The organism is Bradyrhizobium sp. AUGA SZCCT0169 (genome assembly GCF_018130085.1).
Lineage (GTDB): Bacteria > Pseudomonadota > Alphaproteobacteria > Rhizobiales > Xanthobacteraceae > Bradyrhizobium.
In genome coordinates, this window is sequence record NZ_JAFCMC010000032.1 from 17,617 (window position 1) to 36,718 (window position 19,102).

Below are 19,102 nucleotides of genomic sequence, written 5' to 3' on the forward strand. Positions count from 1 at the left end.
ATGGTGCCGGCAGCAGCGAACTGCGCAACGCAAAAACGGCCCCGGCGAATGCCGGAGCCGTTTTGGATTTCGAAGTTTGAGTTTTAGCGGATGGCGCGACCGAGGTCGGCGCGGCGATCCGTCATCGGCAGCACGATCACCTTGGTGCCGACGCTGACGCGCGAATAGAGGTCGCTGACGTCTTCATTGGTGAGGCGCAGGCAACCTGAGGAAACGCGGGTGCCGATCGTCTCGGGAGCATTGGTGCCGTGGATGCGATAGATGGTGCCGCCGAGATACATCGCGCGGGCGCCGAGCGGGTTACCCGGGCCACCGGTCATGTGGCGCGGCAGGTAGGGCTGGCGGGCGATCATTTCCGGGGGCGGGGTCCAGGCCGGCCATTCCGCCTTCTTGGTGATCGTCTGCGTGCCGGACCAGGTGAAGCCGTCGCGGCCGATGCCGATGCCGTAGCGCATCGCCTGGCCGTTGCCCATCACCAGATAGAGATAGGTGTTGGGGGTGTCGATGATGATGGTGCCCGGAGCTTCGCGGGTGTTGTAGTTCACGACCTGGCGGCGCAGGCGGGCGGGCAGCTCGAAGCGCTCTTCGTCCTGCGAGGGAGCAACCGCGACCGGCGGCGGAGCGGCTTCGACCGGGGGCGCCATGAAGAAGGGAAACAGCGGCAGCGGGGCTGCGGCGGCGGGTGCGGAAAATGCGGTCGCGCCGATCGCGATGGCGCCGAAAGTGGCGGCGGCGAGGCGGGTATTCAGTTTGAATGAATTGAACATCGGTCGTCCCCTTCAGTTTGCGCCCTGTCGCGCCAGTTCCAGCGCGTCGTTGAGGCAAACCAGTACAGGCCAACCGTTTCAGGACATTTGCACAATGCCGCCAAAATGGTTTCGTCGCGTTAGGGAATTGTTTCAGGACGGCTTCGTCGCAGGGCTTGGGGACGGCAGCGGGGGCGCGGTTCGTGCGCAAAGCATTAAAAAAATAGAGAAAAGGCTGCCGTTCTTGCTTAGCTCTGCAGCGCCCGCAGCCGCTGCATGTCGGGCTCGGCCGTGCCGATCGTGGCGCGGCGGTCGGTCACCGCATGGTGGAATTGTTCGAGCGCCAGCCCGATGGCGGCTAATTCCCCGTCCTCGATCGCACCGTCCTCATGACAGTCGAGCGCCTCGCGCAACAGCGCATCCGCCGTGCCCTGCATCTCGAACAATTCTTCCGGCGTTTCGGCGGTGCGCGCCTTCGAAATCAGGTCGAGCAGATTGTCGCGATGCTCGGAATATTGCTCGCGTTCGTCCCGCTTCCAGTAGTGCTGCAGCCAGGCCCATGCCGAGCCGATGCCTGAGAGCACCATGACCGCGAACCAGAGGTAGTCGCTGTTTCGTTCGAGGAACGTCCGCTCGTTGCCGTCGATATAGGCGGCGGCGCCGGTGTGCGCGGGCAAGGCGGCGTCCTTGTCGGTGTCCGGCTTCTCGATCTGGCTTGCGATCGGCAATTCGCGCGCGAGCTGCTGGCGGTGGGTGAAGATCTGGCGGGCGAGCGCGCCGACCGCGGTGTCGGACAGCAACTTCGGCGCGATGATCAAATGGTTGACGCTGACGGTATCGATCTTGTCTTCGGGGCGCGCCGGCGATGAAGCGAAGATGCTGCCGGGAATTTCTTCGGCTTCATAGACCGGGTGCTTCTTCGAAATCGCTTCCGACACCTCGATCGGGAGAAATTTCGGTTCGCCGCGGACCGCTACGGTGGCGTTGATCGCGTCGACGGTGATCTTGCTGTTGAGCGGGCCGACCGTCATGTACGCGTCGACGCTCTGGTCGCGTGCCATCTCCGCGAGCTGATTGACGCCGAACTGGGTGATCGTCACCTTGTCGGCCTTGATGCCGGCCTCGGTCAGGATCGTGCGCAGCAGCTTGACGTTGGCCTCGGTTCGTCCGACCACGCCGACGCGATGTCCGGCGAGCTCCTCGAGGCTCTTGATCTTGGCCACCGGCGTTTTCTTCGAGCCCTTCGGCGCGATGCCTGACGGCGCCCACAGCACGACGACGTTCTTGCGCAGGATGGCAACCGACTCGGCGTTGGCCGGCAGGTTCAGATCGCCGCGCGCTACCGCAAGGTCGGCCTTGCCGGTGTTGAACAGCGCGATGCTCTCGACCGCGCCCGGGGTCGAAACGAGCGACAACCGAACGGCGCCGTGGTCGCGCGCGAAGGTCTGCGCCATCAGCTGGATCAGTTTCTGATCGTCGCTGCCGGGAGGGCCAACCGCGATCCGCAAGGTGACCGGCTGCAACAGATAATAAAGCGTGGCGGCGGCGGCGCCGAAAATGAAAATTCCGGCGGCGAGCACCAGCAGCGAGTTGTTCTTTCGCTTCCGGCGCGGGCGGGAGGGAGCGGAATTTGCATTCGGGTTTGACATCGTACTGTCACGTTACACGAAAAAGCGCCGGGACGACGGGAAAAACATCCTTACAGATCGATGACGTCATACGCTTGAAATATCCATGAACCAACGTCGGGAAGTGAGAATCATGGATAACCCCGGGGTCCCGACATGCGGGTATTGATAGCAACCGACGCCTGGCATCCGCAGGTGAATGGTGTGGTCCGGACGTTAACCTCGCTGGCGCGCAGTGCGTCCAAGCTTGACGCCGAGATCAGCTTCCTGACCCCGGACGGATTTCCGTCCGTCGGCGTCCCCACCTATCCCGGCTTGCGCATCGCGCTGCCGAACCGCCGCGAGATCGCGCGCCGGATCGAGGCGGCGGCGCCGGAGGCTATACATATCGCGACCGAAGGCCCGATCGGTTGGGCGGTGCGCGGCTATTGCCGCCGTCACAAGCTCGCGTTCACCACGTCCTACACCACGCGCTTCCCGGAATATGTCGCGGTCCGCACCATGATCCCGGCCAGCGTCGGCTACGCCTTGTTGCGGCATTTTCATGCGGCGGCGTCGACCACGATGGTCGCGACCGCCTCATTGCGGCAGGAGCTGAGCGAGCGCGGTTTTCGCAAGCTTGGTTTCTGGACCCGCGGCGTCGACACCGATCTGTTCTCGCCTGAAAGCCCGGCCACGATCGACCTGCCGCGGCCGATCTTCATGACGATGGGCCGCGTTGCGGTCGAAAAGAATCTCGAGGCGTTTCTCTCGCTCGACCTGCCGGGAACGAAAGTCGTGGTCGGCGACGGGCCGCAGCGGGCGCAGCTCGCGCAGAAATATCCGCACGTCGTCTTCCTCGGCGAGAAGAAGGGCGAGGATCTCAGGTCGCATCTCGCCGCCGCCGATGTCTTTGTGTTTCCGAGCCTCACCGACACGTTCGGCGTGGTGCAGCTGGAAGCGCTGGCCTGTGGCACGCCGGTTGCGGCGTTTCCGGTCACCGGGCCTTTGGACGTCATCGCCGATCATCCGATCGGAGCGCTGGACTGGAATCTGCGCAGCGCCTGTCTGCGCGCGCTGACGATGTCGCGCGAGGCGTGCCGGAACTTTGCGCTCGGGCGCTCCTGGGAAAACAGCGCCCGGCAATTCATCGGCAATCTGGCCGCGCTGCAGCCCAGCCGCGCCACGCTGCCGGCGCGCCGCATCCCCGGCACCAGCGCCGTACAGGGTTAGTTCAATCTACTTCTGAAGAGAGACGAGAAGGCAGACCATGGCAGACATCATCAAGCTTGACGGCACCAGGGCGTTGGACTTCGACCGCGAGACGGTCGAGCAGGCCTACGACCGCTGGGCGCCGGTATACGACCTCGTGTTCGGCGGCGTGTTCAGCAAGGGCCGCAAGGCGGCCATTCAGGCCACCAACAAGATCGGCGGCCGCGTGCTCGAGGTTGGTGTCGGCACCGGCATCTCGCTGCCGCAATACGCAGCCCACATACGCATCTTCGGCACCGACATTTCGGAAGCGATGCTGCAGAAGGCCAAGAAGCGCGTCGACGAGCTCAAGCTGAAGAACGTCGAGGGTCTGGCTGTCATGGACGCCGAGAAACTCGAATTCCCCGACAACTCCTTTGACGTCGTGATGGCGCAGTATGTCGTCACGGCGGTTCCGAACCCTGAAGCGGCGCTCGACGAATTCGCCCGCGTGCTGCGCCCGGGCGGTGAACTGATCATCCTGACCCGCGTCAGCGCCGATGCCGGCATGCGCCGCTTCATCGAGCAGCGCCTGCAGCCGGTGGTTCGCCCGCTCGGTTTCCGCACCGCCGAGTTCGCTTGGTCGCGCTACGCGCAGTGGCTGGCCAGCGCGCGCGGCATGGAGCTGGCGGAGCGCCGCCTGGTGCCGCCGCTCGGTCACTTCTCGCTCGTGCGTTTCCGGAAAGTCGACGTCGCGAAAGCTGCGTAGCGCCCGTAGCGGCGCTGCGTGAACGCATCGCCGCGAAACTTCATATGACATTTAGATGATGTCATACGCCGGACATCGAATCCCGTTAATCCTTAACCCGAAAGAATTTTGGGGGAGATCATCATGATCAAGAACTTCATGCAGGAACTGCGAACCCAGCGCTGGGACGACCATCGCTACTATCACCACAGCCGCATCAACCAGTCGCTGCACTTCGTCAGCGCGGCGAGCTTCCTGTTCGCCTATGTCATGCTCTTCATCGATCCCGTGGTGTCGGCGCTGGTCGGCTGGCTGGTGTCGATGACGTCACGCCAGGCCGGGCATTTCTTCTTCGAGCCCAAAGGCTATGACCACGTCAACCACGCCACCCATGAGCACAAGGAAGAGATCAAGGTCGGCTACAACCTGCAGCGCAAGGTCGTGCTGATGGTGATCTGGGCGCTGTCGCCGGCGGTGCTGTATCTCGATCCGACCCTGCTCGGCATGTTCGCGCCGTGGGAGACGTCGGCGGACTTCATGCGCCAGGTCGCCAAGATCTGGCTGGCGATCGGTATCGGCGGGCTCTTGTTCCGCACCATCCATCTGTTCTTCATCCGCGACGTCGAGACCGGCCTCGTCTGGATGACCAAGATCGTGACCGACCCGTTCAGCGACCTCAAGCTCTACTACAAGGCGCCGATCGCCCTGATGAAGGGCGAGCTGATCGACCCGGGCCTCGAGAAGCACGTCAAGCACGCCTGATCGATTTGACCTGTCACGAAATGCGTCATGCCCGGGCTTGTCCCGGGCATCCACGTCTTAAGCACCAATTATGAGATCGTCATTGCGAGCGAAGCGAAGCAATCCATCTCTCCGCGCGGGGATAGATGGATTGCTTCGTCGCTTCGCTCCTCGCAATGACGAAAGAGCTGGCCAGGTTATGAAGATTGTAGAAGAGGCGCGCTCAGCGACCGAACCTCTTGGCAAACATCTCTTTGAGGATCTGCCGCTTGATGTTCTTGTTGGTGATCGCGGCATCATGCCACCACCAGCCGTCACGCTTCATCTTCTCGGTGGCAGCGACGAAGCGGTCGGCGACGGCGGTAAAGTCGTCATCGGTATAGTTCAGGCTGAAGATCAGCCGGCCGGTTCCGACCCAGCTCAGCGCCAGCCCCTCGGCGCGCAGATAATACTGCAGCATCCAGTTGTAACGGGACGGCTCGGTATATTGCACGGTCCAGATCGACGACAGGTTGCTGACGCGCACCGGAAGGTCTTGCGCGGCGAGCCGGTCATTCAGCGTTTTGGCGCGCGCGTTCCAGGTCTCGTCAAGCCCGTGATAGACCGAGTTGAAGTTCGGGCTGGCGAGCCGGCCGAGGAATTCGTCCATCGCCGTCATGACGTAGGGATGCGAGTTGAAGGTGCCGCGGGCAAAGCAGATGTCGGCCGGGCGATCGTCGCGAAACCGCCGCATCAGGTCCTTGCGGCCGCAGACCACGCCGACGGGCAATCCGCCGGCAAGGCTTTTGCCATACGTCACCATGTCGGCGCGGACGCCGAAATATTCCTGCGCGCCGCCGGCGGCGAGGCGGAAGCCGACAAAGACCTCGTCGAAGATCAGCACGATGCCGCGTTCGGTGCAGACCTCGCGCAGCTTCTTCAGCCATTCGGTGTAGGCGGCGCGATCGAAATTGCCGGAGCGGGAGCTGTCGACCAGCGCGGAATCGCCGGGCGCGTTGGCGTTAGGATGCAGCGCCTGCAGCGGGTTGACCAGCACGCAGGCGATGTCGCGGCGCGTCTTCAAAACGTGCAGCGTGCGCTCGGACATGTCGGCGAGCGTATAGGTCTCGTGCGGGGACACCGGGTTTCCGACGCCGGGCTGCACGTCGCCCCACCAGCCGTGATAGGCGCCGGCAAAGCGAACCAGATGCGTGCGCCTGGTGTGGTAGCGCGCCAGCCGCACCGCCTGCATGACGGCTTCGGTGCCGGACATGTGGAACGAGACTTCGTCGAGGCCGGAAATCTCGCACAGACGCTTGACGTTGTCGGTGATGACGGGGTGATAGGGTCCGAGCACCGGTCCGAGCGCATGCGCGCGCTTTTCCGACTCGGTGATGCAGTCCTTGTAGAAGTCGTTGCCGAAGATGTTGACGCCGTACGAGCCGGTCAGGTCGTAGGAGACATTGCCGTCGACATCGGTGACGGTGACGCCGGACGAGGATGCCACGAAAGCGCTGGTGGAAAGGTGCTCGCGCACCAGCCGGCTGTACTGGAACGGCACCCGGTAGGCTTCGGTGAACTGCAGGTCGGAGATGTGCTCGGCCGCCTCGGCGGTCATCTGCCGGCCCTTGGGGTAGCGGTGCTGATAGGCGCCGGCGAGCCGGAAGAAACCGTCCTGGCGCTGCGTCGCGACATCGGCCGGCGCGCCGTCGGAGCGGAAGAAGTCGCCGATATCGAATTCGTAGTGCGGCATCAGCCGCGCGACCATCTTGGACATCTTGGAATGTCCGGTCAGCGAGCGGTGCTTTGCGCGCGACAGCGCCAGCCGCGCCTGCAATTTGGGAAAAGTCACCGCGGCGCCGGCAATCGCAACGGCGGACAGCGACAGAATCGAAAGGGGCGAATCCATGCCACCAGCGCTAGCCAATCCTGCTAACAGATTCATGACAGTCAAAGGCCTGATTTCGGCCTTTACCCAGCAGGAAGACCTCAATTTCCTGCTCACCAACCGGATTCCCCGGGCGGCCATCACCCGTTTCATGGGGTGGTTCAGCAAGATCGAGAACCCGCTGGTGCGGGACGCCTCGATCGCCTGCTGGCGGTTGTTCTCCGATCTCGATCTGTCGGAGGCGAAGAAGACCGAGTTCAAGAGCCTGCATGATTGCTTTACCCGCGAGTTGCGCCCGGGCCTGCGGCCCGCCGATCCGGATCCGAGCGTTGTCGCCAGCCCCTCCGACGGCATCATCGGCGCGTTCGGCCGGATCGAGGACACAAAACTGTTCCAGATCAAGGGCGCACCGTATTCGCTGCTGGATCTGCTCGGCGATCCCGCGCTGGTGGAGCGTCACCGCAACGGCCGCTACCTTACGCTGCGCCTGACCTCGAGCATGTATCATCGTTTTCACGCGCCCTATGACGCCACGATCGAGCGGGTGAGGTTCATCCACGGCGACGTCTGGAACGTCAATCCGATTGCGTTGAAAAGGGTGGAGCGGCTGTTCTGCAAGAACGAGCGCGCGGTGCTGGAGACGCGGCTTGCCTCCGGCGAGGCGCTGACCTTGGTGCCGGTCGCCGCGATTCTTGTCGCCAGCATCCGCCTGCACTTTCTGGATGTGACGCTGAACGCGCAGAGCCGGGGGCCGGTGGATTTCCCCTGCACCGCCAGCATGCGCAAGGGCGATGAACTCGGCTGGTTCGAGCACGGCTCGACCATCATCGTGCTGGCGCCGGAAAATTTTGAGTTTGCCGAAAGTTTCACCGAGGGAGCGCGCGTTCGTGCCGGCGGAGCGCTGCTGAGGAAACCTCTCGTCTAGTCTCGATTCCGCACGCGAGCTTTCCTATATAGTTGCGATCGAATCACGATTTTTTCGCAAACCAGGGAAGCAAGATGGCGCGAGCGCCTGTGCTGGCGGCGGGAGGCATTGTATTGCGGCAGGCGGCAACGCCGCTGGTCGCGATCGTGCGCCTGCGCAAGCGCAATGAATGGGTTCTGCCCAAGGGCAAGCTGGATCGCGGTGAGACGCCGCGCGAGGCGGCCCAGCGCGAAGTCAATGAAGAGACCGGGCACGATGTCGCCGTACACGAATTCCTCGGCACGCTGGTTTACGAATCCCGCGGCGGCTCCAAGGTCGTGCACTTCTGGCGGATGGAGGCGGGCGCCGAGCCGGTCCGTGAACTGATGCGCGACGTGAAGGCGGTCGAGTGGCTGCCGCTGGCGGACGCGATCGAGCGGCTGTCGCGCGGCTATGAGCGCGCGTTTCTGGAAAACGTCGGGCCGATAGCGCTGTCTGCGGGGGGCATTTCGCAGAGCGGCACGTCGGTTGCTCGTACGCCGGAGCGAATGCGAGTTGAAGCGATCGGCGAAGTTCGCGATCGACGCAGTCTTGTGCAGAAGATACGAGACTGGTTTTGGCGCGCGGCGTGATCCCCGCTCCTCGTCATGCCCCTTGTGCCAACAGAACGATCAAGCGCCACGTCCGGCATCGCCGGCCATGGCGCTTTCTCATGTCAGACGGAGTGCTGATCAGCCGCGTTTGTGCGGGGCCAGGTTCATCGGCTTCGACGGCTTGGCCGACGGCGCGTAGCTGACGGGCGTCGCAGCCGGGGGCTCGTAACGGAACACGGCCTTGCAGCCGTCGCTGAGTGACGCGCGCTGCCGGATCATGCAGGCGGTGACGCGATCGACATCCGGAATTTCCGCTCCGCACAGCCGCATCGCGTCGCCGGCACACATCTGCTCCTGCTCTGGCGTATGGGCCTGGGAAACGGTGGTCAGCATCCCGAACGCAAGCGTGGCCGCGATCAGCAATTGGCAGTTACGGATGGTGGAGCGTGCGAAAGCCATGGTGTGTCCCTCTTGCAGGTTTGGTGAGTAGTGCGCCCGAGTTGCGCGCCGGGTGGCGCCTCGTTGGGCAAGAGAACTACGCGAGCCTGGTTTCGGGATTTCTTCGTCGCGGGACCAAAACGGTTTCGTCGCGCGGAGAATTGTTTCGTCGCAGGTCGCGAGTAAGGAGTCGTTAACGGATGGAAAACGCGAAAAGGGCTCCGTGACGTGTCACGAGGCCCTTTCACGTCCAGCTCGAAGAAATATCAGCTCACGCGCTTCCAGGTCTGGCCGCCGCAGAACATGCCGCCGAAGGCGCAGCCCTGCACGCGGAGCGAGCCGTTGCTCTTCATCGACATCGTCGAGTCGTACTTGCGGCCGCTGTCGGGATCGTTGATCCGGCCGGCCCACTTCGAGCCCTGCGGTCTCATGTTGATCAGGATCTTTTCGCCGGTCTTGACGGCGTAGCCGCAGAGATTGTCGCCGCACTGCTCGATGCGGACATTGCCCTTGTTCTCTTCGGTGGCCCAGACGCCGATCGGCGAGTTCGGATCGAATGCGGGGCCAGCGTCAACCGGAGCCGGAGCAGGCGCAGCGTACCTGGGAGCGGCCGGCTCGGCAGCCGGAAGGGGGGCTGGCGGCGCGACGTCGGCTTGCGGAGGCGCGGCGGCGTAGGTCGTCGGGGCCGGAGCCGGGGCGGGGGCAGGTGCCTGATCAGGAGCCGGGGCCGGAGCGCGTTCCTGCCTTGGAGGCGCTGCCGCGTAGTCATCGTCGTTGTAACGCTTGGCCTGGTCGGCCTTGTAACGGGGCTTGCCGGCCGCCGGTGCGTAATCATCGCCATTATAGCGCCTGTCGTCATTATAGCGCTTGGAGTCGCTGTATTCAGGCCGTGCGGGCGGCGGCGCGACATCGTCATCATCGTCGTGGCGGTTGGACTTGAGGCCCTTGAAACCGGGCGCCGTGATGTTGATGCAGGACAGCGAGGCACAACCGCGCGGCGCTTCGATATAGACGCGCTGGCCTTCGATCTGGAACGAGATGCCACCGGCATGGGCCGAGGTGGTGGCCAACAGCAGGGCTGCGAGGATGTAGAGCTTCTTCATGAGAGCCTCCTGGGCGGCTTGAATTGGTTGGCGATGAACTTGCGCGGACCCTATGCCCCGCCGCGCGCGCCTTCTGTGACGTAGGTCACTGGGGGACCCAGGTGACTCAAGTCACATCCAGGGAACCGGCCGCGGCCTAGCTTTTGGGCTCAACCCGGGGAGGGTCCGATGGAGCGTTTCTGTTTTCTCGCCGCGCTGATGCTGCTCAGTCCGTCCGCGGATGCGGCCGACTCGATTTCATTCGTGGTCGGCGGCCATCGCATCCAGATCGACGCGTCCAGATATTGCCGTTCGACCTCCTGCGCCTCGGTTTCGATTTCGGGCACCTCGCGCAACCGCATTCGTTATAACGACCGGGATCGCTATGACGACCGAGGTCGTTATGATGACCGTGATCGTTACAACGATGATGATCGCCATCGCGATGATCGCAGGATCAGCGAGTCAACGAGGACATTACCAACCGCACCGGCGGCAGCTCCGCCGTCGGTTCAATCCGTTGCCGCTCCGCCGCCGGCCGTCTACAGGCCGGCCGCCGCCGCGACGCAAAACGTGCCCGCGCCGCAGCCGCCCGCTCCGCCGGCAACACTCGCTGTTCCGCCTGCACCACCACCGCCACCGCCGCCTGCGCCACCGGTTGCGAAGCCGGCCGAGCCGGCGCCGGTGGCCGTGCCACAGATTTCGCGTGTCTCGCATGATCTCGCCGACGATGCCGACACGCCTGTTGGAGATTGGCAGACCGAAGGCAAGGGATCGGTACGTATCGCCAAATGCGGCAACGCGCTGTGCGGCTACGTGCTCAATTCGTCCTCCAACGACAAGGGTGAGGCCGTCCTGATCAACATGAAGCCGAAGACCGGGAAGCAGTGGACCGGCAGCGTCTACAGCCGGGCCAGCGGCGACACCTATTACGGCACCATGGATCTGAAAGGCCAGAACACGCTGCGCGTCGAAGCCTGCGCGCTCGGCCGCTTCTACTGCTCCGGCAACAACTGGCGCCGGATTACGACAGGGAACGAAAGCCTGATGTCGTCGCGGCACACTCTTGCGGAGCCTCGGTCGTAATCGTCGCGCATAAAAATGCCCGGTGGAGCGACCACCGGGCGAACAGTTTTCGATTGGCTTCAAGCCTGGAAGGGGAAGCCTAGAACACGCCGATCACAATGGCGCCGACGAAGGCGAAAGCAAGATACGCGGTTACAACGCTCAGTCTGCTGACCATGGTCATATGGGGAATACTCCCTTGGTTCACGTCGTGCCCGCTCATAACGCTCGACGCTAACAAAGCGTTCCCGGCCAAAACAAGTCAGCGCTACTGTCTATCCCGGCCTGTCCACAGCCGGCGGTTGCAGGCAACATGGTAAATAATTCATGAAATCAACGTGTTGAAGACTTCTTAAATAAATTCGCCGAACGTGCGCGGATGACGCGTGGAGTTCGTTTGTATCTCGTCGGCTCCTTCGTCCTTGTCTCCTTGGCGGGTTGCGGCCGCGGACTGTTTCAGTCCGCCGAGCGTGAACCGTGGCGGGCCGAGGCCGAGGTCGCATGCCTGAAGTCCGGTGCGGTCAAGGAGACCCCCGAACTGGTCCGGATTGACCCGATTTCCGGTCCCGGCGCCTGTGGCGCGCAATTTCCGCTGAAAGTCGCGGCCCTCGGCGAGGGCAGCCCGAGTTTCGGTTTCGCCGACGAGTTGCGGCCGCCCGGCAATATCGGCAACCAGCCGCGCTGGCCGGTTCGGCCGCAACCTGCCGCCGCACCGCAGACCTATTCCGATCAGGCGCTGCGCCAGCCGAGCTATGGCGCGCCGTCCAACGGGCCGATCTCGCTAACCGCGCCGGGCGTGGCCCAGCAGGACGACGAAATCGATCTGCCGGCCGAAGGTGCGCCGCAATCGCGCGACCCGCGCGGCGGCTCTTATATGGCCGCGCCTTCCTATCCGCCGCGCGACCGCTACCCGTCATCCCCGAATTATTCGCCGGCACCCTATTCACAGGCGCCCGCCGCCGCGCCGCCGCCGCGGCTTGGGCCTGTTCTAGGCGATCCCGTCAACACGGTGGGGCCGGTCGCGATCAAACCGACCGCCACGCTGGCCTGTCCGATCGTCTCGGTGCTCGACCGCTGGCTCGCCGATTCGGTGCAGCCCGCAGCCCAGCGCTGGTTCGGCGTGCGCGTGGTCGAGATCAAGCAGATCTCCGCCTATTCCTGCCGCGGCATGAACGGCAATCCGAACTCGCATATTTCCGAACACGCTTTCGGCAACGCGCTCGATATCTCCGCCTTTGTGCTCGCCGATGGCAGGCGCGTGACGGTGAAGGGCGGCTGGCGCGGTATGCCGGAAGAGCAGGGCTTTCTGCGCGACGTGCAGGCAAGCGCCTGCCAGCAGTTCAACACCGTGCTGGCGCCGGGCTCCAACCGTCATCACGAGGACCACCTCCACGTCGACCTGATGCGCCGCTCCAGCGGGCGGGTGATCTGCCAGCCGGCAGCTGTGTCCGGCGATCAGGTCGCGGGTAGGGCCGGAGGGCGCAGTCCCTACGCGTCGTCGCGCGAGCCCTGGACGACGGGTTCGCTCGGCGGCAGGAAGGCGCACCGGCACTCAAGCAAGGTCAACGAAGAAGACGAGTTCGACGGGCATTAGGCCCAGCTGTCATCGCCCGCCTTGTGCGCAATTGCGCACTGGAGCGGGCGATCCAGTATTGCAGAGACATCAGCGATAGAACCGAGAGGCCGCGGCGTACTGGATACCCGCGTGCGCGGGTATGACACCTTTTGTTGAAGGGTCGGCCGGCTTACGCCGCCAGCTTCTCCAGCACATCGCGCACCACGCCTTCCAGGAGATCGAGCTTGTAGCCCGTCATCGGCAACGGCTTGGCGCCCGAGGTCGCAAACTTGGCAGCCACTTCAATGTTCAACGCATTGGCCGCCTTGCCTTGCAGTGCGCCTTCCGCCGCCTTCAGCCGCAGCGGCACCGGCGCGATGCCACCGGCGGCGAGGCGGATGAACTGGAACGCGCCGTCCTTGACGATCGCGCGGGCGCAGATCTCGACCAGCGGCCATTCCGCATAAGCGCGGCTGATCGCGCGCTTGTAGAACGCGCGCTCGTCCTGCATCGGCTTGGGCAGTTCGATGCCCCGGATCATTTCCCCCGGCTGCAGCAAATTGTCGGCGGTGCCGTTGGAGCCGTCGCCGAGCACGTCCGGGATCGATAGCCCACTTCTTGTGTAGGTGATGATGGTCGCGTCATAAGCCAGTAGCGCGGCCGCCATCGTGGAAGGGTGCGGCGCCACGCAGGGGCCGAGATCGAAGGCGACGTGATAGAGATGATTGCCGCTGCGGGCCGGGCAATCGGTGCCGCCCTTCTTCAGGCAGGCGATGTGCGGATTTCGAAAATACCAGCAGCGTGAGCGCTGCGCGATATTGCCGCCGAGCGTTGCGAGGTGACGGATCTGCGGCGTCGCGAGGCCCTGCGCCGACGCCGCAATGCCGGGATAGGCGGCGGCGATGCTTCGATCGGCGGCGATCATGGCGATCGTGGTGTAGGCGCCGATGCGCAGCGTGCCGTCGGCACCCCAATGCATGCCCGAGATATCGGACGCGGGCACGATATCCATCAGCGGGCCCTTCGAGACGCCGCTGCGGCGGCGTTCGGAAAGATCGGTGCCGGCGGCGCGGAATTCGGTCGTCATGGCCGGTGTCATGCGGCGGCCCTCCCTTTCAGCGCTGAGATCAAACGGTCGGGGCGGATCGGCAAATCCATCGGCCGGATGCCGGTGGCGTTGTAGATCGCGTTGGCGACCGCCGGCGACGTCGGCACGGTGGCGACCTCGCCGATGCCGACGCTGCCGCCGAGCACGTGATCGAAACCGGCTTCGTCGAAATGCACGTCGATCACAGGCGTGTCGGCTATCCCGGGAATCCGGTAATCCTCCAGTCCGCCGCTCAGCGTATCGCCGGTGCGCCCGTCGATCTCGCGTGCTTCGTAGAGCGCGTAGCCGATGCCTTGAATGACCGATCCCGCCGCCTGGCTTCGCGCCAGTGCCGGCGCTGCGATCTTGCCGACCGCAATGCCGGTGTGGACGTTGAGGACGCGGACATGGCCGAGCCAGGTATCGACTTCGACCTCGATCACCTGCACCGAACTCGGCACGCCGGCGCCGATCACCATGTTGGACATCCAGCGCATCATCTTGCCGAAGATCCAGCCCAGAATACCCACCTGCTTCAGCGGCGACTCAATCCCCGGCGCCATTTGCCTGCTGTCTTCCGGCCGCACGCCTGATGCGGTGAGGTCGGGGGAGGCCGCCAGCAATTCGCGCCACGGCGCATTCGATCCCGGCGCCGGCTTTTGTTTTGCATTTTTCTCGATCGCGGCCTTCAGCTTTTGGATCGCGAGTAATGTCGGCGGCACCACCGAGGCGGTGGTGCGGCTGCCGCCCGAGCCCGGGCCTACCGGCAGTTTGGAATCGCCGATGTGAACCTCGACCTCATGCGGCTCGAGACCGAATTCGCGCGCCACCGTATTGGCGATCACGGTGCGGCTGCCGGTGCCGATATCCTGGATCGCCGTGCTTGCGATCAGGCGGCCGCCCTTGACCGACACTTCCACTTTCGAGCCGGGCTGCCAGAGATAAAGCCAGTATCCGGTGGCGACGCCGACACCGCGGCGATAGCGGCCGGTCTGCTCGGCCGGTGACTTCCGGTTGCGCCAGACGTCGAGCCCTTGCGCCCATTCATAAAGCCGCCGCCGGTTGGGATCGGTATCCCAGCGTTTGCGCAGCTCGATCGGATCGACCTTCATCCGCAGCGCGGCTTCGTCGATCGCCTGCTCCACCGCGAACGCCATCGGCGGTCCGCCGGGGCCGCGAAACGCCGCCCCCGGCGGCAGATTGCTGATGACGTCGAAATCGGCGAGCTCCTTGCCTTCGGCCGGATAGATCAGCCGTGCCAGGGTGGCGATGGTGGAATTGATCGCGGCGCCGGTGTCGGCATAGGCGGTCACCGACAGCGCTTTCAATCCGCCTTGCTCGGACGGCAGCAGCGCAAGCTTGACCTCCGACGCCGGCCGATAGCCGGTCACCGAAAGTTCTTCATGGCGATCGAAGGCGACGCGGACCGGCGCATTGGCGGCGCGCGCCAGATCGATCGCGATCGTCGTCTCCGCGCCGAGGCTGGCCTTGGAGCCGAAACCGCCGCCGACGTGATCGGCGATGACGCGGACCTTGTCGTGGTCGAGCTTGTAGCGCTTGGCGATCAGCTCCATCAGATGGAACACGCTCTGCGTCGAGGCGTGCACTGTAAGCCGGTCACCTTCGAAATGCGCGACCGTGGCGTGCGGCTCCAGACAGGTATGCGATTGCGTGCCGGTCCGGAATACGCCTTCGACCAGCAACGGATTTTTCTCCTGCCGTGCGCTTTCGACCCAGCTCCGCACCTGCTTCGGCTTGAGCGAGAACGCCGCCGACGGTCCGCGGATGTTCGCCTTCCACGGCGCCGGTGCGCCGGCGCCTTCGGAGACGTTGCCGGCTTTCTTGCGGTCCGCCTTTTCGAACACCACCGGCGCATTCGGCTTACGGGCTTCATCGAGCCCGATCACGGAGGGTAGCTTTTCGCTGGATACTTTGATCGCGGCGATCGCCGCCAGCGCCGTCTTGCGATCCCTGGCCGCGACGGCGGCGATGGGCTGGCCGACAAAGCGGACGATTCGGTCTTCGGCGAGCAGCGAGATCGCGGCGCCGACACCCGGCAGCGCCAGCGCCGGCGCGAAATCGAGTTCGCCGATTTTGCCATGCGCGATCTCCGAGCGCAGGATAACGCCTTCGAGCTGGCCTTCATGGTTGATATCCACGGTGTATTTCGCCGCACCCGTCACCTTGTCGCGTGCCTCGACGCGCGGCGAGACGATGTCGCCTCCATCGAACTGGCCGCTGCAGGCCGCGGCCACCGCGCTGAAGATGCCGTCATAGGCGCCGCAGCGGCACAGATGCCCCGACAGGACAGCGCCGATTTCCTCGCGCGAAGGTGTTGCCGTTCCCTTTGTTGCGCGCCAGCGGTCGTGGAACGCCGCAGCCTCGATGATGAAGCCCGGCGTGCAGAATCCGCACTGCAGCGCGTCGTGCACCATGAACGCCTTCTGCACCGGATGCAGCTTTTCGGTGCCAATGCCCTCGACCGTGGTGACTGTCTTGCCGGCCGCGGCGCGGGCCGGCATCAGGCAGCTCGCCACCGGCGCGCCATCCACCAGCACGGTGCAGGCGCCGCAAACGCCGGCGCCGCAGACCAGCTTGGTGCCGGTGAGGTCGAGATCGGTCCTGACCACATCGATCAGCATGGCGTCGATGTCGTCGGGCAGGGGGGCGACACGGCCGTTGATCGTCATCGTACTCATCTGCGATCTCCTGATTTGCGGGCGGTTTTGCTTGCGACAGGTTTTCTTGCAGTTTTTCTTGCAGCTTTCCTTGCAGCTTTTCTTGCAGGTTTTCCTGCAGTGCCTCTTGAACGCGGCTTCGGCGCTGGACTCACGGCGCCGGCGACCAGCGTGCGCACCATGATGCCGAAATCCCGCAGGAAGGCGTCAGCCGGCTGCATCGCCGGATAGGCGGATTTGGTGCCGTTGAACGCCATCTCGACGCAGCGCGCGAAGTCGGGCGCGGTCATGTCCTTGATCGCGAGACGTTGCTTGCGGCAGACGCGTTCGATCGTCGACGTCAGCTGCGCGGCATAATGCGCGGCATATTTCTGGTAGATGTCGCGCGCCTGCAGCAGGTGTTCGGAGAACAGCTCTTCGATATGGGGCGAGCCCTCGAGCGGTGCGATCAACTGCCCGATCCGCGCGGTGATCTCGGCGATCAGAATGTCGGCGAGACCGCCGCCGGCCTTTTCGGTGGCCTCGCCCGCCGCGATCTCGGCGGTCAGCGCGTTCTCATGCAGCCGCTCGATCACGGCGCGGAACAGTTCTTCCCTGGACTTGAAATGATGGTAGAGCGCCTGCCGCGTCAGGCCGGCGGCCTCCGCCGCCTGCTCGATCGACGAACGCCGAAACCCCTGCCGGCGGAACACCAGCATGGCGGCATCGAGGATGCGGTCGCGGGGCTTCATTTGACGAATTTGACAAAATGAGACGAAGTGTCAAATGACGGATTTGTGTTGGGGCGCGGCTAACTGCCCCACGTCTCGCTGCCGGTCGCGGCGGCCGAGTTCAAGCCCAGGACCATTTGCGGATTACCGGCGTCCGAAAATTCCGCCGACCACGCCGCCAACGACGCCGCCGATCACGCCAACCGGATTGCTTCCGCCGCGTCGACGGGCCCGACGTTCGTTACCCGACTTGCTATTTTCGCGGACGCTGGCGTTCGCTGTCGAGGCGGACTCGTTCAGGAGTGCCTGGTGCTGCAACGGGTTGAGGAAGCCGGTCTTGGGATAGTCGCGCGCGGCCTGCCAACGCGTGATGACGGCGCGGGTCCGCGCGTCGAACTTTCCGTTGGCTCTGGTGTCGAAGCCGAGTCGGGTCAGCCGGCGCTGCAGGTCGCGGCGCTTTCGCTTGTCGAGGCCGATCCGGTCTTCGGTTGCCTGGGTTGCTTCGTCGGTGAAGACCGCCTCATCGACCGAGGTCGTCGAATCGCGCGTGGTCGTGCTTGGGCCGGCCCTGGCGGCATCCGAGCAGGCGAGAATTCCCAGGATCGACAATGCCAGGATAACGACACGCATGGCTATTCTTCCCCCGAGTCTCTCGCTTCGAGAGCCTGCGTCGGTGCAAATACGAACCCGGCTTTTGAATCAATGGTCGATTTTGGTTTCGTCGCTGGCAACTATTGGCGGGAACACTTGTTCCATGGCGTGCGCGGATTGTTGCACCGCATCGCGCGCAGCCGCGCAGCGGTCGGCGCAAGCAGGCGGTGGCGTCCCGCCCTAAACGAATTTGATCCCGATCAGGTCGCCTTTCTTCCAGGCGACCTTGCAGGCCCTGCCCGGGGAGGCCCGGTCGAATTTCAGATGAAAATGCGGCTTGACGAATTGCGGGTCTTCCACCCGCAATCGCGCACCGCCTTCCGAAATGTCGATGACGGTGCATTGACGCGCGGCAAAACTGCCGTCGATGGTCATCCATGCAGGCTGGTTGGTTCGCCGGCGAGAGGGCCGGGGCTTTCGACCGAAAATTGCCATGGCACATATCTCCCACGGGTCAAACGCGGAGAGGTGGCGCGTGGTTGCGATTGCGGACAATTTGAAGGAACGGGAGGGCGGGGTGGAGATGCACCCGCATGAGCACACGCACTCAACTGTCATCGCCCGCGAAGGCGGGCGACCCAGTATCCCAGAGACGGTAATGATTGAACCGAGAAGCCGCGGCGTACTGGATCCCCGCCTGCGCGGGGATGACAGTCTTTGTAGGAAGCTACAGTCGCCCTCAGTCCCGTTTCGCCCGATACGCCGTCAGAAACACCCGCGTCGCGCTGTCGACGACGGTTGCGATCTGCTCTGGCGACGGTGAGGGCTTGGCCTGGAAGATGAAAGCCTGAAACAGCGTCGCCTGGCACATCTGCATGAATTGCCAGGCCGCCAGTTCGTAATCGTCGATCACGAGTTCGCCGAGCCGTCCCCGCGCCTCCAGATAGGCGGCGAAGCGATTGACGGTGCGGGCCAGCACATTGTCGTAAAATCTGCGGCCGACGTCCGGCATGCGCTCCGCAATCGACATCACGGTGCGGATCGCCGAGCCGCCGCCGGGCCGACAAAGCACCTGGATGTAGGCCCGGCCGAATTCCGGCAGCGTGATGTCGACGCCGCGGTCGGGATCGAAATTGAATGCGGTCTTGCCCTGTTCGATCGATTCTTCCTCGACGATGGCTTCGAACAGGCGGTGCTTGTCGGCGAAGTAGACGTAGAGCGTTCCCTTGGAGACGCCGGCGGAGCGCGCGATCTCGCCCATGCTGGCGCCGTCGAACCCGAGATCCAGGAAAACTTTTCGGGCGCCGTCGAGGATCTGGCGACGCTTCGAGGAATCCTCGTCGATCACGACATCAAGCGGGTTCGAAGTGTCTGCAACCATTGGTTTATATTCTCGGGAAAGATTTCAACCTGAGTTAGATACCGGAAGGGTTTCTCGCTCTATGGTCCCCTCACGTAAATGTATATTGACCGAACGGTTCGGTCAATGCTAAATGTTG

General features: G+C 64.0%; 18 protein-coding genes. 7 read left to right on the top strand and 11 right to left on the bottom strand.

All coding sequences use genetic code 11. The annotated features are described in order from the left end of the window. Positions 1 to 83: 83 nt before the first annotated feature. Both JQ609_RS27100 and JQ609_RS27105 read right to left on the bottom strand, forming a co-directional pair. Positions 84 to 767 carry a L,D-transpeptidase gene (locus tag JQ609_RS27100; protein ID WP_212275965.1) on the bottom strand — a complete coding sequence of 228 codons (684 nt, stop codon included), beginning with the start codon at positions 765 to 767 and terminating at the stop codon, positions 84 to 86. 227 nt (positions 768 to 994) lie between these two features. After that, positions 995 to 2,395 (bottom strand): TAXI family TRAP transporter solute-binding subunit, encoded by a 1,401-nt coding sequence (locus JQ609_RS27105; protein WP_212275967.1) that lies wholly within the window; start codon positions 2,393 to 2,395, stop codon positions 995 to 997. A gap of 135 nt (positions 2,396 to 2,530) precedes the next feature. Here JQ609_RS27105 and JQ609_RS27110 point away from each other — a divergent pair, with 135 nt between their 5' ends. From JQ609_RS27110 to JQ609_RS27120, 3 genes are all read left to right on the top strand, one after another. Then, positions 2,531 to 3,586, top strand: coding sequence for a glycosyltransferase family 1 protein (locus JQ609_RS27110; protein ID WP_212275969.1), 1,056 nt, complete (start codon positions 2,531 to 2,533; stop codon positions 3,584 to 3,586). 37 nt (positions 3,587 to 3,623) lie between these two features. Continuing rightward, positions 3,624 to 4,313 carry a class I SAM-dependent methyltransferase gene (locus JQ609_RS27115; protein ID WP_212275971.1) on the top strand — a complete coding sequence of 230 codons (690 nt, stop codon included), beginning with the start codon at positions 3,624 to 3,626 and terminating at the stop codon, positions 4,311 to 4,313. A 123-nt stretch (positions 4,314 to 4,436) separates the two neighbouring features. Beyond that, positions 4,437 to 5,054, top strand: coding sequence for a hypothetical protein (locus tag JQ609_RS27120; RefSeq protein ID WP_212211659.1), 618 nt, complete (start codon positions 4,437 to 4,439; stop codon positions 5,052 to 5,054). Between the two features lie 202 nt (positions 5,055 to 5,256). Here JQ609_RS27120 and JQ609_RS27125 read toward each other — a convergent pair whose 3' ends face one another. Next, positions 5,257 to 6,921 carry an aminotransferase class III-fold pyridoxal phosphate-dependent enzyme gene (locus tag JQ609_RS27125; protein ID WP_212275972.1) on the bottom strand — a complete coding sequence of 555 codons (1,665 nt, stop codon included), beginning with the start codon at positions 6,919 to 6,921 and terminating at the stop codon, positions 5,257 to 5,259. Positions 6,922 to 6,955: 34 nt separating this feature from the next. On the opposite strand from JQ609_RS27125, the gene asd reads away from it, so the two are divergent. Together asd and JQ609_RS27135 are read left to right on the top strand one after the other, a co-directional pair. After that, on the top strand, positions 6,956 to 7,825 hold the full coding sequence (asd, locus tag JQ609_RS27130) for an archaetidylserine decarboxylase (RefSeq protein ID WP_212275973.1): 870 nt from the start codon (positions 6,956 to 6,958) through the stop codon (positions 7,823 to 7,825). Between the two features lie 74 nt (positions 7,826 to 7,899). Beyond that, positions 7,900 to 8,436 (top strand): NUDIX hydrolase, encoded by a 537-nt coding sequence (locus tag JQ609_RS27135; RefSeq protein WP_212275974.1) that lies wholly within the window; start codon positions 7,900 to 7,902, stop codon positions 8,434 to 8,436. A gap of 99 nt (positions 8,437 to 8,535) precedes the next feature. Here the strand turns inward: JQ609_RS27135 and JQ609_RS27140 are convergent, their stop codons facing one another. Further along, positions 8,536 to 8,856 (bottom strand): hypothetical protein, encoded by a 321-nt coding sequence (locus tag JQ609_RS27140; RefSeq protein ID WP_212211650.1) that lies wholly within the window; start codon positions 8,854 to 8,856, stop codon positions 8,536 to 8,538. A 245-nt stretch (positions 8,857 to 9,101) separates the two neighbouring features. Further along, complete coding sequence (locus tag JQ609_RS27145; RefSeq protein WP_212275975.1) at positions 9,102 to 9,938, bottom strand: DUF2147 domain-containing protein; 837 nt, start codon at positions 9,936 to 9,938, stop codon at positions 9,102 to 9,104. A 168-nt stretch (positions 9,939 to 10,106) separates the two neighbouring features. Between JQ609_RS27145 and JQ609_RS27150 the strand changes: the two genes are divergently transcribed. Together JQ609_RS27150 and JQ609_RS27155 are read left to right on the top strand one after the other, a co-directional pair. Continuing rightward, complete coding sequence (locus JQ609_RS27150) at positions 10,107 to 11,003, top strand: DUF2147 domain-containing protein (RefSeq protein ID WP_212275976.1); 897 nt, start codon at positions 10,107 to 10,109, stop codon at positions 11,001 to 11,003. Between the two features lie 358 nt (positions 11,004 to 11,361). Continuing rightward, on the top strand, positions 11,362 to 12,576 hold the full coding sequence (locus JQ609_RS27155) for an extensin family protein (RefSeq protein WP_212275977.1): 1,215 nt from the start codon (positions 11,362 to 11,364) through the stop codon (positions 12,574 to 12,576). Between the two features lie 151 nt (positions 12,577 to 12,727). On the opposite strand, the gene JQ609_RS27160 is transcribed toward JQ609_RS27155, so the two are convergent. From JQ609_RS27160 to JQ609_RS27185, 6 genes are all read right to left on the bottom strand, one after another. Next, positions 12,728 to 13,636: a xanthine dehydrogenase family protein subunit M gene (locus JQ609_RS27160; protein ID WP_212275978.1), complete on the bottom strand. Its 909-nt coding sequence runs from the start codon at positions 13,634 to 13,636 to the stop codon at positions 12,728 to 12,730. Next, the gene (locus tag JQ609_RS27165) at positions 13,633 to 16,323 is read right to left on the bottom strand and encodes a molybdopterin-dependent oxidoreductase (RefSeq protein ID WP_212211645.1); all 2,691 of its coding nucleotides are present in this window, start codon (positions 16,321 to 16,323) and stop codon (positions 13,633 to 13,635) included. The genes JQ609_RS27160 and JQ609_RS27165 overlap by 4 nt, the downstream gene beginning before the upstream one ends. Next, positions 16,320 to 17,033 carry a TetR/AcrR family transcriptional regulator gene (locus JQ609_RS27170; RefSeq protein ID WP_212275979.1) on the bottom strand — a complete coding sequence of 238 codons (714 nt, stop codon included), beginning with the start codon at positions 17,031 to 17,033 and terminating at the stop codon, positions 16,320 to 16,322. The genes JQ609_RS27165 and JQ609_RS27170 overlap by 4 nt, the downstream gene beginning before the upstream one ends. Positions 17,034 to 17,156: 123 nt before the next feature. Continuing rightward, positions 17,157 to 17,642, bottom strand: coding sequence for a peptidoglycan-binding domain-containing protein (locus JQ609_RS27175; protein ID WP_212275980.1), 486 nt, complete (start codon positions 17,640 to 17,642; stop codon positions 17,157 to 17,159). A 201-nt stretch (positions 17,643 to 17,843) separates the two neighbouring features. Then, the gene (locus JQ609_RS27180; RefSeq protein WP_212211640.1) at positions 17,844 to 18,098 is read right to left on the bottom strand and encodes a PilZ domain-containing protein; all 255 of its coding nucleotides are present in this window, start codon (positions 18,096 to 18,098) and stop codon (positions 17,844 to 17,846) included. A 244-nt stretch (positions 18,099 to 18,342) separates the two neighbouring features. Beyond that, a complete protein-coding gene (locus JQ609_RS27185) occupies positions 18,343 to 18,984 on the bottom strand; it encodes a TetR/AcrR family transcriptional regulator (protein ID WP_212211638.1) in 642 nt (213 codons plus the stop codon). Positions 18,985 to 19,102: the final 118 nt, after the last annotated feature.

Excerpts from the sequence above, each read along its gene's own strand:
- JQ609_RS27100 (WP_212275965.1), bottom strand. The coding sequence starts at position 767 with ATGTTCAATTCATTCAAACTGAATACCCGCCTCGCCGCCGCCACTTTC.
- JQ609_RS27105 (WP_212275967.1), bottom strand. The coding sequence starts at position 2,395 with ATGTCAAACCCGAATGCAAATTCCGCTCCCTCCCGCCCGCGCCGGAAG.
- JQ609_RS27110 (WP_212275969.1), top strand. The coding sequence starts at position 2,531 with ATGCGGGTATTGATAGCAACCGACGCCTGGCATCCGCAGGTGAATGGT.
- JQ609_RS27115 (WP_212275971.1), top strand. The coding sequence starts at position 3,624 with ATGGCAGACATCATCAAGCTTGACGGCACCAGGGCGTTGGACTTCGAC.
- JQ609_RS27120 (WP_212211659.1), top strand. The coding sequence starts at position 4,437 with ATGATCAAGAACTTCATGCAGGAACTGCGAACCCAGCGCTGGGACGAC.
- JQ609_RS27125 (WP_212275972.1), bottom strand. The coding sequence starts at position 6,921 with ATGGATTCGCCCCTTTCGATTCTGTCGCTGTCCGCCGTTGCGATTGCC.
- asd (WP_212275973.1), top strand. The coding sequence starts at position 6,956 with ATGACAGTCAAAGGCCTGATTTCGGCCTTTACCCAGCAGGAAGACCTC.
- JQ609_RS27135 (WP_212275974.1), top strand. The coding sequence starts at position 7,900 with ATGGCGCGAGCGCCTGTGCTGGCGGCGGGAGGCATTGTATTGCGGCAG.
- JQ609_RS27140 (WP_212211650.1), bottom strand. The coding sequence starts at position 8,856 with ATGGCTTTCGCACGCTCCACCATCCGTAACTGCCAATTGCTGATCGCG.
- JQ609_RS27145 (WP_212275975.1), bottom strand. The coding sequence starts at position 9,938 with ATGAAGAAGCTCTACATCCTCGCAGCCCTGCTGTTGGCCACCACCTCG.
- JQ609_RS27150 (WP_212275976.1), top strand. The coding sequence starts at position 10,107 with ATGGAGCGTTTCTGTTTTCTCGCCGCGCTGATGCTGCTCAGTCCGTCC.
- JQ609_RS27155 (WP_212275977.1), top strand. The coding sequence starts at position 11,362 with ATGACGCGTGGAGTTCGTTTGTATCTCGTCGGCTCCTTCGTCCTTGTC.
- JQ609_RS27160 (WP_212275978.1), bottom strand. The coding sequence starts at position 13,636 with ATGACACCGGCCATGACGACCGAATTCCGCGCCGCCGGCACCGATCTT.
- JQ609_RS27165 (WP_212211645.1), bottom strand. The coding sequence starts at position 16,323 with ATGAGTACGATGACGATCAACGGCCGTGTCGCCCCCCTGCCCGACGAC.
- JQ609_RS27170 (WP_212275979.1), bottom strand. The coding sequence starts at position 17,033 with ATGAAGCCCCGCGACCGCATCCTCGATGCCGCCATGCTGGTGTTCCGC.
- JQ609_RS27175 (WP_212275980.1), bottom strand. The coding sequence starts at position 17,642 with ATGCGTGTCGTTATCCTGGCATTGTCGATCCTGGGAATTCTCGCCTGC.
- JQ609_RS27180 (WP_212211640.1), bottom strand. The coding sequence starts at position 18,098 with ATGGCAATTTTCGGTCGAAAGCCCCGGCCCTCTCGCCGGCGAACCAAC.
- JQ609_RS27185 (WP_212211638.1), bottom strand. The coding sequence starts at position 18,984 with ATGGTTGCAGACACTTCGAACCCGCTTGATGTCGTGATCGACGAGGAT.